A 10,932-nucleotide genomic window follows, 5' to 3' on the forward strand; every position below is an offset into this window, starting at 1 on the left:
GCGATCTCGGCCGGCGAGGGTTCGGTCAGGGCATCGATCTTGCGAGGGCTTGCCATGCCCACAGTATCGCCCATCCGGCCGCGCAACGCAATGCGGGTACGAGGCCCGCCGGGCCGACTGCCTCGCCTGCTCCTGGCTGCCACCCCGCCGGGAATGGGTCGATCCCCTGAAGGACGCCCGCGCCGAGATCGAGCAGATCGAGGCGGGCCTCAAGAGCCGGACCCAGACCATCGCCGAACGGGGCTTTGATGCCGAGCAGGTGGACGCCGAGATCGCCGCCGACAAGGCGCGCGAGCAGGCTCTCGGCCTGAGTTTCGGGAAGGCCCCGGCGGCAGCGGACGAGGTGCCCGCCGATCCGCCCGAGGAACTGGCCGCCGCCGATCAGGCCGCCCTTGGATGAACCTGGGACTCGATGCCGGCGCTCAACTGGTCACGGGCGGTCTCCAAGTCGTAGGTGGCCTGCATGCCGATCCAGAACTCCGCCGTGGTCCCGAAATAGCGGGCCAGCCTGAGGGCCGTGTCCGGCGTGACGGCCCGCTTGCCGTTGACGATCTCGCTGATCCTGATCTGCGGCACGCCGATGGCCTTGGCCAGGGCGTACTGGCTGAGATTCATTGGCTTGAGGAAATCCTCACGGAGAACCTCGCCGGGGTGGGTCGGTGGAAAGTCAGCCATGGTCCTAGTCTCCTCAATGATAGTCGACGATCTCGACATCGTGGGCGTCGCCGTCCCGCCAGCGGAAGCAGACCCGCCACTGGTCGTTGATCCGGACGCTGTGCTGACCCTTGCGGTCCCCGGACAACGCCTCCAGCCGGTTGCCCGGCGGAATGCGAAGATCGTCCAGGCTGCGGGCGTTGTGGATCTGCGTCAGCTTGCGGTGCGCCGCCTTCACGATGTCGTTGGGAACGCCCTTGACGAAGCGGCGAGCCCAGGCGGCTTCGGCGGCGGCATTCCGGAACGACTTGATCATGCCGAATACTAACGCATGTCGTTAGCTAACGCAACGGATAAGGAATCATGCCCGATCTTCCGCACCTTGCCTCCCGCCTGTTCGGGACGCCGCCGCTCATCGCGCGTCCCAAGCTGGACGTGATCCTGGGCGTCCTCGGGCCGCGGCTGGCGGGCCAGGCCCTGGAGCCGCTGGATATCGGCGCCGTGCCCGGCCGGGAGTTGGAGATCACGCCGGAGGGCATCGCCATCGTGCCGGTCACCGGCACCCTGGTGGCGCGCTCGGGCTACCTGGCGGCGGCCAGCGGGTTGATGTCCTACGGCGACATCGGCGACGCCGTCGCAGCCGCCGCCACCGATCCCCGCGTGCGCGGCATCGTGCTGGACATCGACTCCCCCGGCAGCGAGGTGGGCGGGCTGTTCGACCTGGCCGACCGCATCGCCATCCTCCGGAAAGAGTCCGGCAAGCCCCTCTGGGCGGTCGCAAGCGGGGGGGCGCTGTCGGCTGCCTATGCCGTCGCCTGCTGCGCCGATATCTCCGGCAAACCGGTCTGAGAGGCGGTGATCGTTGCGAAGGGCTCGGCATAATTCAGATCGCCTCCAGAAAAGCGAGAAGCTTGTCGGTGGGGCGGAATCGGCAGCCAGACGGAGAATCGGCTGGTGTCGTCCTGGCCAAGGCACGTTCCTTGATTGCCAGATCGGCATGCAAGTAAACCTGGGTGGTTTCGACGCTTTCGTGCCCCAGCCAGAGGGCGATCACCGACGAGTCAATACCAGCCCGCTGCAATCGCATTGCTGCAGAATGCCGGAGGACATGCATGCTGACCGATTTCTGTGCCAGAGGCGGACAGGTTCTGCTGGCCGCTTGCACGTATTTGGCAAGCCTATGTTCGAGGGCGTCACGACTGAGTACTGTGCCGTTGCGCGTCGTGAAGATCCTCAAGGAAGTTCGGGGACCGGCTCATGTCGAGGACACGGCCTATCTCCGGGTCTACATTAACCAGCTGCGCCAGAAGCTGGAAGCCGATCCCGCCCAGCCTACCCTGATCGTCACCGATCCGGGCGTGGGATACCGGCTGAGGACGAGCGAATGATTGGTTATTCCAGACCGTGAATGACCCTTCCCTGCCGGCCGCTCTTATCCGCCTCTCCGCCACCAGTGGCAGAATCACGGTCGGCGGGAAACTCGATAACGGTCTTGGCGTAGCTCCGGTCGGTGATCTCCATCCGCAGCGTTCCGAGGTCGATGTCATGATCGGAATCGTTGCCCAGGTTCATGCGCACATGGCAGGCGTCGTCCGCTAGATGGACCTCGGCCGCCACCGTCGCCAGGCTCGTGGGGCCCCGCAGGATTACCATCACGGATTCATTGGGGGCCGCCCGTGCCGCGAGGGCCAGGCACGAAAGACATAGCCCCATCAGGATCCCGCGACATCGCATCGGCTTTCTCCTCTATTTCGTCTCGTTCCAGGCCTTGACGATACGCTCGGACTCTTGCACGAAATCGCGGATGGCGTCGGGCGTCGTTTCGTGGTCACGCTTGTCCCGGTACTGGAAGACCTTGCCGTCGTGCATCACGGCGGCATGGATGGTTCCATCGACCAGGCGGATGGCGACCACCGCCGTATCCGTTGTGCCAGCATGCGGCTTGTTGCCCGAAAGGACCATGTGCGTGCCGGAGAAGGCGATGGGGGCCATCACTTTCAGGTTCTCGCGCAGCACCGCCTTTTCCTTGGCGGGCATCAGGCCGTTCAGGGTGGCCTCGACGTCCGGGTCCTTGAAGACATCGTCGTAGCGATAGGTGCCGATATGGCGGGCAAGGCGGCCCAGGGTGCCGGCCTTGTAGTCCGTGTCCAGCCCGTTGCCCCGCAGCTTCCCGAGCATGTCCCACCATTTCTCGGTGGGTATGGTCGAATACTCCTCCGGGAAGGCCGGGGTCAGCTGGAAGCGGAGAGCCTCGCCCGGCTTCCGGGCCAGGAGCTGAAGGACCGGAAAGCGCAACAGCCGGGCGGAATGGAGCCGGACGGTGGCCCCCGAAACCACGATTTGGCCATCGATCGTTAGGGCGAAGCAGCGGTCTGTGATGTCGCCGTGGCTCTCATCCCGGCCGCCTTCGCCGCGTAGCGGAATCTTGATGCTGGGAAAGAGGATGGCCCCGTCCGATGCCAGCGGGCGGGCATCCGGCGATTTGGCCTTGATGGCCTCTTTCGCCAGCCTGGGGCAGTCCGACAGGTCGCTGGCCGGTGCGGGCTTGATGATCCACAGCTTCGGTTCCGACGCCTCGGCGGCCAGGGGCGGGGGCAGCAGGGCGAGAATGAGGAGGAAAAGCCGCTTCATCATTTTCCACCTTCGCAGGCCAGAGTGGCGAAGGACACGCCACCGTCCGCCTCGAAGCGGCCGACCGTGGCGGCCTTCCGTCCCGGATGGATGGTGACCAGCCAGCCGGCGGAGCGCGGCTCACCCGGTTGGGCCCGCTGGCCGTCGAAGGCGATCAGTTCCGCGCCTTCGCTGCGGACGAGGACGGCCTTCCCGTCGTAGCAGGCGGTCGCCAAGCAGTAGCCGACGGCGCCGCTTCCATAATCCAGGCTCAGGCTGGAGGGTACGGGACTGGGGGCCTCGCAGCCGGCGAGGCCGCACTGCACGAGACTACCGGCGTTGCAGGTGAGCGTTCCCGTCGCCGTGGCATAAGAGACGGATGCCGTCAGGATGGTCTCCACCCGTCGATTCTGGGCCCAGGCCGCGTCGGTGTGGCCGGGCGCCAGGGGGTGGCTCTTGTCGGCTGACCGGGCTTCGATCCTCGTGCCCTCGATGCCCTGGGCGGCCAGATAGCTTTTCACGGCCGCGGCCTGCCGCTCGCCGATGGCCAGGCTGTGCTCCAAGGTTCCCCGCTCGTCGGTATGGCCGACCAGGACAACATGGTATTCGGAATGGCGTTTTAGCCAGGCGGCCTGGCGGTCGAGCACCGCCTTCGCCTCAGGATCGAGGCCGATGCGATCATGGGCGAAGAAGACGACGGCTCCAACCCGGGTCCGGAAGTAATCAGCGCTCCCTTCTGGGTCCAGGCCTTGAGCTTGGTAGGCAAGCCCGGATCCAGTTCCGAGGAACAGTGAAACCAGGGCCGCCCACAACAGGCGCCTCCTGGAGATCATCCGGCTCTGCATGTTGAATGCCCCCGCTTCCGAAAATCGGCCAATTCCACTGCCGGTGGAATTACGTATACTGCCTGCGACGGTGAAAATCCGCCGCTGATTCTTCTTGGGAAAGAGGCGGAATTATGGACGGTCGTGATCTACATAGGAACCCATAGGCGCGTCTCGGTTTCGGCGGCAGTCTCGGGCTGCCCCCCGAATGGCCCCGGGAAGCGGATGGATTTCACGGCTTCGTGGCGCCGAGGGCCCGGCCGTCGGCCATCGCCGTCTATCCCGCCACCGAAGCACGCCTGATGCGCGAGTCCCTTGCCCAGGCTGAAAGGGTCCTTCCGGCCTCTTGCTGTTCCGCTCCCAAGATGGAGCCCTGTTCGACTTCAAGGATGATTCGTTGGCCGGATCGTCAAGGTTGTTTTCCGGCCGGACGGGAGGGATCTGGCGGTTCTGGCGCAAGGCATCGACGAGTCGCTCCATCTGTATGAAGTCGACGCCAAGCGCCGGATGCACCGGACACGTTCCGTGGAATTGTCGTGGCTTCCTTGGGATGCGGCTTATTCACCGGATGGCCGTAGGAGGTCTGTCCGACGACTGAACCGGGGCGTCCGCGTATCCTGACGACGCTGGGCGCTTATGATGGACGGTTCGGGCTTGTTGCCTGGTCACCTGACGGCCGGCTCTCTTCATGCGACCGGAAAACGCCATGGCTCCGAGGATTTCATCCGCCGCTGGGATATGGAGAACCCGCAGCAATGGATCGATTTTCCCATGGCACCCTTCATGCCGCGATCCCTCTGGGCGGAATGGAACGGCCGGCTGATCGTGGGGGGAGTCCCTGGTCGCACCGTCCCAGACCACCACGCGGCGCAGGGGGTAACAGGTTCAGGCAGAGCGAGACGGTGGTCGAGTCCAGCGACAGCAGCTTGTTCTTGAACCGGAAGCCGTGGCCCCTGCCCAGCCGCCCCTGGCCGCGGAGGCGGGACAGGAGCCCCCAGAACAGGTCCTCGTACAGCGCGGCGGGGCGGTGCTCGTTGGCATTGGACAGGGTGGAGCGCTTCGGCGCTTCGTCCAGCCCCAGGTGCGTCAGCTTGCCCAGGCAGCACGACAGCCTGCCGCAGATCTCCCGCAAGGAGTCCGCCCGCGCCAGGTGGCAGAACAGCATCGCCACCAACTGGTCCCAGCAGCCGAACCCCTTTTGGCGTGCCGCTCCGCCCCGTGCTTCCTGACCAGGGCGGCGAAATCCAGGCGTGGAACCTGGCGAAGAAGTTGACTGAACAGGCTGGCGGCGGTGGCCATCGATAAGCCCTCCCCTGGACCGTGGCGCGATGTGGTTGTGGTAAACCGTCTCTGCCACGATTTCTGGGAGGGCGCCTATCCCCTCACCGGGGAAAAGCTATTTTGGACAAGGGTGGTCCTGCGCCTATCGTGACCATGGGAAGGGACCGGAGCGGTGATTGAGCGATTATTGCGCGATTATTGCGCGATGATTGAGTCCTTGCCCTCCCCGACAAGTCGGCGCATATCGATCAATGCGGATAGCGAAATCACCTGCGCGGAGATGGGTGGGCAAAAGCCAGAATCATCAGGGGGCCAGTGATCATGAAGTCTGTTCTTGCAATTTCCGTTACCGCTGTCTTGTTCGCCATGCCGGGAGCGGCGCGGGCCTGGGAATGGGGGCCGGATGGGCAGACCATCAGATGCGCCCCCTATGCGCAGATTGGGACTCCCGACTGTCCGCGACTGATTCCCAACAGGGATCTCAGGAACCAGCCCAATAAGTGCCCGCCGAACGAAGGCACGGCCTGCGTCGTGGCGCCACCCCGACCGGCCAGCAAGGAGCCGGGTAGATCCATTTCCAAGTAGATTTCGGCCATCCGAGATCTGCCACGGATCACGACTCCGAAGATGCGCTTTCCGCAATCTCCACGGAAGCCGGTGCCAGCGCGCTTCGCATGGCGAACTCCTTGATGAGCGCGTAGAGCGCTGGGATCACCACCAAGGTCAGGACGGTGGAGGACACCGTGCCGCCCACCATGGGCACGGCGATGCGGCGCATCACTTCGGAGCCTGTGCCTGTACTCCACATGATGGGCAACAGGCCGATCTGTTCAACAGCATCGCCGAAGAGGCGCTCCGTGCCGCCTGGCGCCTGTCGGTCGCCAAGCCCCTGGGCGGCATCCTGGAAGGCCTCTTCGCAGGGCGGCGTCACCGTGGTGGTCCAGCCCACGGTCACCAACAGCGTGCCCAACACCCAGGCCCGCACCGAGACCCGGCGTGGTCCGGACGGAGAGGTGATGATCGACGTCTTCGTCGACCGGATGGAAATGCTGATGAGCCGCAAGATCTGTCGAGGCGAGGGCCTTGCGCCCACGCTCGAACGCCGCTACGGCCTCAATCCGGCGGCGGGGGCCTATCGGTGAAAGGGTTCAAAGTCCCAGTTCGCTGTGCGATCCCAGGCGCACCAGATCGAGGGTTCCGTCGTCCGGTTTCCGGTAGATCAGCACCAAGTCGGGCCAGATGTGGCAGTCCCGGCAGTCTTTCCATTCCCCGACCAAGGGATGGTCGTGATAGCGCTGAGGAAGGGGATCGTCAGCCGCCAACATGGCGACCGCCGTCATCAGGTCGTTGTCGAGGCTCTTGCCGTGCCGGCCCTTCTTCTCGCGCTTGTAGTCGCGCTTGAAAGCGCCGGTGCGCCTAATCGTCCGCATTCAAGTCGGCCATCAGGTCCTTCACGCTACCCACGGCGACCACGTCGCCGCGCCGAACCGCCTCGATGGCCGCCACGGTCTCGGCGTTGGGCACCAGCGGCTCGAAGGGCAACCGCTTCTCGGTGGCGATGCGCACCATCATGAGGCGGAAGGCATCCGACACGGTAAGCCCGATGGACGCCAGCACGGCGGTGGCATCGTCCTTCACCCGCTCGTCGATACGCGCACGGACAACGGTACTCATGGAAGGCATCTCCTTGTTCCGAGCTACATTGTAGCCCAGGCAGGGGGATGCCGTCCAGAAGGGACAAGATGACGACCCTCTCCTGGCCCGCGACGCTGCCCCTCCCGACCGTGCAGGGCTATGGCATCCGTCCGGGCGAGGCGATCCTGCGCACCGAGATGGAGGCGGGACCGGCACGGCAGCGCAAGCGCTTCACGAGCGTGCCGTCGCGCATCGCCGTGCGCTGGCTGATGAAACGCGAACAGTTCGCCCTGTTCGATGCCTGGTACCGCTGGCGGGCCCGTGAGGGCGGGGCCTCGTTCGAGATCAAGCTGCTGGGCGGCCTCGGCGAGGCTTACCACTTCTCCCGCCTGGCTCATGCCGTCCCCGTTGGCATCGCGCCAGACCTTCATGTCCGCCCAGGCGGCATCGCTGGCGTCGAGCCTGCCGTCGTGGTTGGAATCGAACGCGACCAAGCCTTCCAGATCGGTGCGCGCGCCCTCTCGGTAGCCAAGGAAGGACAACTCATCGCGGCCCTGGATGAAGCCGTCCCGGTTGGCGTCATAGGCGAGCAGGCCGTCCCCGGCCCCCACCCAACCGCGATGCTCGCGCCAGCCGTCATTGTCGAAGTCGTAGAAAGCGTCGGACGCGCTGACCGGCATCTTGTGGGCTTCCAGCTTCAGGTACTCGCTCAGCCCTGGCACCACCAGCCCGAAGGCCTCGAACAGCGAAACTTCCCGCACCGACACCCGCACCCCCAGGTGGGTGCCGTTCTGGCCGATGGGATCGGCCTTGTCGAAGTAGCCCACCACCCTGACGTCCAGGGCGGGATCGTAGAGGCTGTCGGTGACCAGGAACTCCTTGATCCCCGGCGCCCCGAAGGTCGAAACGGAGGAGATGGGGGAAGACGTCGAATTGTCCCTGTAGTCCTTGGCCCAGACGTACTGGGCCAGCGCCCCGCCCAGGGAATGGCCGGTCAGGGCGATGGCGGCGCCGGAACTGGCGCCCTTGCCCTCCCCGCCGCCCTCCGGCGCCGCCCCGGTGACGCAGGCGGCGAGAAGGGAGATGGCCGCCAGCAGCGAGGCCGCCAGTGCCCCTGCGATCCGTCCGGGCGGTTTCCTCATACCACCCCCTCCAGCACGTAGTTGCCGCCGGTCTGGCGGAAGCCCATGCGGCGCAGCAAGCGGTCGGTGCGGTCGGCATGGATGGCGGTGGTGACGTTGACATGCAGGTCGCGGGCGCCGTTCGTTTCCGCCCAGCGGCGCAGCGCCCGCAGCAGCCTGACCGCCGCCGGCCCGCCGCGCGCCGCCGGCGTCACGTAGAGTAGCTGCACGGTGGCCGCCAGGGCGGGCGAGAAGAAGTGCTCGCCCAGCACGACGATGGCCATGCCCACCGCCTCGCCGTTCCTCTCCGCCATCAGGAGGCCCGGATTGCCGTTGGCGAGGCCGCGCCGCCCGATCTCCTGCATGCGGGCGTCGTCCAGGGGCAGGGTCCGGTAGCGGCTTTCGGCATGCAGCAGGCGCCCGAGGGCGATCATCGCCGCCACGTCGGCCGCATCGCGCGCCAGGCGGATGGTCACGACCCCCGCGGGCCGCCGTTTTGGCGCCTTGCCGGATGAAGAACCCGCTTCGGTGGAACTTCCCCCGTCGTCGACGGCCGTACCGCCAGTCTCGCCCTCGCTCATGGCGCCCCCTTCGAGCCGGCCCCCCGGCCAGCCATCCTTTCTCCCTATGGTGACAGTATGGGAGGCCTATACTACAGTCAACTCGACAATGATGCCTAAAGGTGAGTCATATAATGCAAGCTATCTACCTTAGGTGCGATATTGCCATATATTATGCCTGCTATGGTGTTGGCGGGCGACCATCCCCAAGGTTCATCGGAGAGGGCGGCGTCGAAAGGGAGCCCTTCCTGGTCCGGGCAGGAGGCGACGCCGAGGGAGGAAGCCGAAAGCCCCTTGATCCAACGCCCCCGAGGGCCGATCCTGGGCGTCGGGATGTTCCTATGGCAATTGGGGCGCGGGTCCGGCCGGACGTCGTTCCGGGGGGCAGAAGGCCTTGGAATGTCGGCGGCATTCGCTGCGCCTGAAGACGCGGGGTGGTTCGATCATGTTGCAAGAGATGGTTCGGCAGGCGGTGTCCCACCTGCGGGAAGGAGAGGTGGCGAAGGCGGAGGTCCTTTTGCGCCGCACCCTGACCGCCGCCCCCGACCATCCGGTGGCGCTCCACATGCTGGGGGTCGCCGCCATCCAGAAGGGCGACCTCAAGGAAGCGTCCCGCCTGATCTCCAAGGCGCTGCGGGCTCGTCCGGACTATCCCGAGGCCCACAACAACCTGGGCATGGTTCTGTTACGCTCCGGCCGCGAGACGGATGCCTTCACGGCCTTCGTGAACGCCGTCGTCCTGCAGCCGAATGCCGGACCCTTCTGGGCCAACTTCGGGGAGTGCCTGGCCGGCATCCACTTCACCACGGTCCCGCCGCCCCTGTTCGACGTGCTGCTGGCCGCCCTGGATCGGCCGTCCATCCATCCGGCCTCGGTGGCCCGGGCAGTCGCCAACGCCTTGCGCCGGCATCCCCATGTCGAGCCCCTGCTTGCCGGGAAAGGGGAAGTGGATGCCGTTGCGGCGGCGGAACGCCTGTCGGCGGTGCCGCTCCTGCTGCGCCTGATGGCTCTGGCCCCCATTCCCGATCCCGACCTGGAGGAGTGGAGCCTCAGGGTCCTGGATGCCAAGACCCTGGAAGAGGTGTTCCATTGACGCCTGTGCCCGTCGTATGCCGTGAAGGCGGTTCGTAATCCAAATCTCCACCCGGCAGGGCCAAGGAAATTCTCTGTTTTCCGTCAATGGGCTAATGATATTCTCCCCCCACTTCGGGGCTGGCCCTGAACCGCAGGGTCTTTGCCACGTTCGCGCCGAAAGCCGTGAACTGCGCCGACGGCCTGGAAGGCCATTCCGGGCCGGTTTCCTCTCTCTCCTCCCCCATATTCTCCAAAGGCTGTGCACCTCGGCCCGAGGTACGCATTTTGGGCACCCCAGTAAAATCAATGGGTTGACGTTCTCTTGCCGGGAACCGCTTTGACCTCTTGTTGCTGTCGGGCCGCGACCGAGGCCGAAAGCTTGTTGTAGGCCGTGCCCACGGGGTCAGCGGGACGGACAATGAACCTTGCCTGCCAGCAAGAATCTGTTGAGTTCCAGTAGATCGGATCTTCTTCAATCTGGAAATACGCTCTGAGCTTCTTTGACAGCTGATATTTGTGCGTTTTGATCTTGTTGTAGGCTTTTGGGTCCCGGCACTCAAGTCGTCCACCAGATTGAGCCATCGCTCGCAAGGTCGCCCATTGCAAGGTTACCTACACCGCCTCGTTCCTTGAGTCCGTCAATAAGGCCCGACAAGCGGCTTGGGGGTCGGGGTGGTCCAGGAGGTCGAGGGTCGGCCCCTTGTCGTCGGCGAGCGCTGCGCCCAATTGCGTGGCAATGTCGGAGACCCGGTCCCGCAGCTCGGGCGGAGCCTCGAGGCGGACCGCCTTCAGGCCGTGGCGTAGCGCGTTCAGCGCATAGCCCGGATCGCCGCCGCAGTCCAGGATGGCGCGGAAGCGCGCCCCCGGCACCCGAGCCGCCGCTTCCTCGACCATGGCCCGGAAGACCATCGCTCCCATCGGCAGGAATCGCCCCTGCAAGGTCACCTCCACGCCCGCTTCCTCCGCCGCCTCAAGCGCGGCCCGCAGATGGGCGAGTTCGTGGACGACGACGATCGGCATGGCTTCGTCATAGCATAAACCTGAATCCGGCGGTTAGAGCATTTTCCGCTCAGCAGGAATCGCAGGGGATTGAACGAAACCGCTTCGCGGTAGGGGAGTGGCGGAGGCGGCGAGGCCTCCTGTCTGACAAGGTTGTCTTTTCACGACCATCTT

17 protein-coding genes and 2 pseudogenes are annotated in these 10,932 nt (G+C 65.3%); 5 read left to right on the top strand and 14 right to left on the bottom strand.

Features of this window, described 5'->3' with window-relative positions:
- The first annotated feature begins 121 nt into the window (after nt 1–121).
- Nucleotides 122–400 (top strand): annotated as a pseudogene (locus H7841_16420) (phage portal protein).
- On the opposite strand, the gene H7841_16425 reads toward H7841_16420, so the two are convergent.
- Both H7841_16425 and H7841_16430 read right to left on the bottom strand, forming a co-directional pair.
- On the bottom strand, nt 382–675 hold the full coding sequence (locus H7841_16425) for a HigA family addiction module antitoxin (GenBank protein ID MEO5338453.1): 294 nt from the start codon (nt 673–675) through the stop codon (nt 382–384). The pseudogene H7841_16420 and the gene H7841_16425 sit on opposite strands and share 19 nt — an antisense overlap.
- Nucleotides 676–688: 13 nt before the next feature.
- The gene (locus tag H7841_16430) at nt 689–970 is read right to left on the bottom strand and encodes a type II toxin-antitoxin system RelE/ParE family toxin (protein MEO5338454.1); all 282 of its coding nucleotides are present in this window, start codon (nt 968–970) and stop codon (nt 689–691) included.
- Between the two features lie 47 nt (nt 971–1,017).
- Here H7841_16430 and H7841_16435 point away from each other — a divergent pair, with 47 nt between their 5' ends.
- Complete coding sequence (locus H7841_16435; protein MEO5338455.1) at nt 1,018–1,503, top strand: hypothetical protein; 486 nt, start codon at nt 1,018–1,020, stop codon at nt 1,501–1,503.
- A 34-nt stretch (nt 1,504–1,537) separates the two neighbouring features.
- On the opposite strand, the gene H7841_16440 is transcribed toward H7841_16435, so the two are convergent.
- Nucleotides 1,538–1,891, bottom strand: a complete 354-nt coding sequence (locus H7841_16440) for a tyrosine-type recombinase/integrase (protein ID MEO5338456.1) — start codon at nt 1,889–1,891, stop codon at nt 1,538–1,540.
- Here H7841_16440 and H7841_16445 point away from each other — a divergent pair.
- Nucleotides 1,884–2,042 (top strand): annotated as a pseudogene (locus H7841_16445) (helix-turn-helix domain-containing protein). The gene H7841_16440 and the pseudogene H7841_16445 sit on opposite strands and share 8 nt — an antisense overlap.
- A gap of 4 nt (nt 2,043–2,046) precedes the next feature.
- On the opposite strand, the gene H7841_16450 reads toward H7841_16445, so the two are convergent.
- The 5 genes from H7841_16450 to H7841_16470 form a co-directional block, all read right to left on the bottom strand.
- Complete coding sequence (locus H7841_16450) at nt 2,047–2,307, bottom strand: hypothetical protein (protein MEO5338457.1); 261 nt, start codon at nt 2,305–2,307, stop codon at nt 2,047–2,049.
- A gap of 93 nt (nt 2,308–2,400) precedes the next feature.
- Nucleotides 2,401–3,288 (bottom strand): hypothetical protein, encoded by an 888-nt coding sequence (locus H7841_16455; protein ID MEO5338458.1) that lies wholly within the window; start codon nt 3,286–3,288, stop codon nt 2,401–2,403.
- Nucleotides 3,285–4,097, bottom strand: coding sequence for an OmpA family protein (locus H7841_16460; protein MEO5338459.1), 813 nt, complete (start codon nt 4,095–4,097; stop codon nt 3,285–3,287). The genes H7841_16455 and H7841_16460 overlap by 4 nt, the downstream gene beginning before the upstream one ends.
- Before the next feature lie 772 nt (nt 4,098–4,869).
- Nucleotides 4,870–5,253, bottom strand: a complete 384-nt coding sequence (locus H7841_16465; GenBank protein ID MEO5338460.1) for a DUF4372 domain-containing protein — start codon at nt 5,251–5,253, stop codon at nt 4,870–4,872.
- Between the two features lie 729 nt (nt 5,254–5,982).
- A complete protein-coding gene (locus H7841_16470; protein ID MEO5338461.1) occupies nt 5,983–6,324 on the bottom strand; it encodes an efflux RND transporter permease subunit in 342 nt (113 codons plus the stop codon).
- Here H7841_16470 and H7841_16475 point away from each other — a divergent pair.
- Nucleotides 6,302–6,511: a hypothetical protein gene (locus tag H7841_16475; protein MEO5338462.1), complete on the top strand. Its 210-nt coding sequence runs from the start codon at nt 6,302–6,304 to the stop codon at nt 6,509–6,511. The genes H7841_16470 and H7841_16475 overlap by 23 nt on opposite strands.
- A gap of 6 nt (nt 6,512–6,517) precedes the next feature.
- On the opposite strand, the gene H7841_16480 is transcribed toward H7841_16475, so the two are convergent.
- The 4 genes from H7841_16480 to H7841_16495 are packed head-to-tail and all read right to left on the bottom strand — an operon-like array spanning nt 6,518 to nt 8,601.
- Entirely contained in the window at nt 6,518–6,799 is a 282-nt protein-coding gene (locus H7841_16480; protein ID MEO5338463.1) for a type II toxin-antitoxin system YafQ family toxin, read from the bottom strand.
- Nucleotides 6,786–7,043, bottom strand: a complete 258-nt coding sequence (locus tag H7841_16485; protein MEO5338464.1) for a type II toxin-antitoxin system RelB/DinJ family antitoxin — start codon at nt 7,041–7,043, stop codon at nt 6,786–6,788. The genes H7841_16480 and H7841_16485 overlap by 14 nt, the downstream gene beginning before the upstream one ends.
- Before the next feature lie 23 nt (nt 7,044–7,066).
- Complete coding sequence (locus H7841_16490; GenBank protein MEO5338465.1) at nt 7,067–8,146, bottom strand: hypothetical protein; 1,080 nt, start codon at nt 8,144–8,146, stop codon at nt 7,067–7,069.
- Nucleotides 8,143–8,601: a GNAT family N-acetyltransferase gene (locus H7841_16495; protein MEO5338466.1), complete on the bottom strand. Its 459-nt coding sequence runs from the start codon at nt 8,599–8,601 to the stop codon at nt 8,143–8,145. Before H7841_16495 ends, H7841_16490 begins: the two co-directional genes overlap by 4 nt.
- Before the next feature lie 529 nt (nt 8,602–9,130).
- On the opposite strand from H7841_16495, the gene H7841_16500 reads away from it, so the two are divergent.
- A complete protein-coding gene (locus H7841_16500; GenBank protein MEO5338467.1) occupies nt 9,131–9,778 on the top strand; it encodes a tetratricopeptide repeat protein in 648 nt (215 codons plus the stop codon).
- A 284-nt stretch (nt 9,779–10,062) separates the two neighbouring features.
- On the opposite strand, the gene H7841_16505 is transcribed toward H7841_16500, so the two are convergent.
- Together H7841_16505 and H7841_16510 are read right to left on the bottom strand one after the other, a co-directional pair.
- On the bottom strand, nt 10,063–10,365 hold the full coding sequence (locus H7841_16505; protein ID MEO5338468.1) for a hypothetical protein: 303 nt from the start codon (nt 10,363–10,365) through the stop codon (nt 10,063–10,065).
- 6 nt (nt 10,366–10,371) lie between these two features.
- The gene (locus H7841_16510; protein ID MEO5338469.1) at nt 10,372–10,779 is read right to left on the bottom strand and encodes a hypothetical protein; all 408 of its coding nucleotides are present in this window, start codon (nt 10,777–10,779) and stop codon (nt 10,372–10,374) included.
- Nucleotides 10,780–10,932 lie beyond the last annotated feature (153 nt).

The sequence above is a fragment of the Magnetospirillum sp. WYHS-4 genome (assembly GCA_039908345.1).
Lineage (GTDB): Bacteria > Pseudomonadota > Alphaproteobacteria > Rhodospirillales > GLO-3 > JAMOBD01.

What these genes read in the sequence shown, in the direction of transcription:
- H7841_16450 (MEO5338457.1), bottom strand. Translation starts at nt 2,307, where the DNA reads ATGGTAATCCTGCGGGGCCCCACGAGCCTGGCGACGGTGGCGGCCGAG.
- H7841_16485 (MEO5338464.1), bottom strand. Translation starts at nt 7,043, where the DNA reads ATGAGTACCGTTGTCCGTGCGCGTATCGACGAGCGGGTGAAGGACGAT.
- H7841_16510 (MEO5338469.1), bottom strand. Translation starts at nt 10,779, where the DNA reads ATGCCGATCGTCGTCGTCCACGAACTCGCCCATCTGCGGGCCGCGCTT.
- H7841_16435 (MEO5338455.1), top strand. Translation starts at nt 1,018, where the DNA reads ATGCCCGATCTTCCGCACCTTGCCTCCCGCCTGTTCGGGACGCCGCCG.
- H7841_16460 (MEO5338459.1), bottom strand. Translation starts at nt 4,097, where the DNA reads ATGATCTCCAGGAGGCGCCTGTTGTGGGCGGCCCTGGTTTCACTGTTC.
- H7841_16425 (MEO5338453.1), bottom strand. Translation starts at nt 675, where the DNA reads ATGGCTGACTTTCCACCGACCCACCCCGGCGAGGTTCTCCGTGAGGAT.
- H7841_16455 (MEO5338458.1), bottom strand. Translation starts at nt 3,288, where the DNA reads ATGATGAAGCGGCTTTTCCTCCTCATTCTCGCCCTGCTGCCCCCGCCC.
- H7841_16465 (MEO5338460.1), bottom strand. Translation starts at nt 5,253, where the DNA reads ATGCTGTTCTGCCACCTGGCGCGGGCGGACTCCTTGCGGGAGATCTGC.
- H7841_16430 (MEO5338454.1), bottom strand. Translation starts at nt 970, where the DNA reads ATGATCAAGTCGTTCCGGAATGCCGCCGCCGAAGCCGCCTGGGCTCGC.
- H7841_16500 (MEO5338467.1), top strand. Translation starts at nt 9,131, where the DNA reads ATGTTGCAAGAGATGGTTCGGCAGGCGGTGTCCCACCTGCGGGAAGGA.
- H7841_16480 (MEO5338463.1), bottom strand. Translation starts at nt 6,799, where the DNA reads ATGCGGACGATTAGGCGCACCGGCGCTTTCAAGCGCGACTACAAGCGC.
- H7841_16490 (MEO5338465.1), bottom strand. Translation starts at nt 8,146, where the DNA reads ATGAGGAAACCGCCCGGACGGATCGCAGGGGCACTGGCGGCCTCGCTG.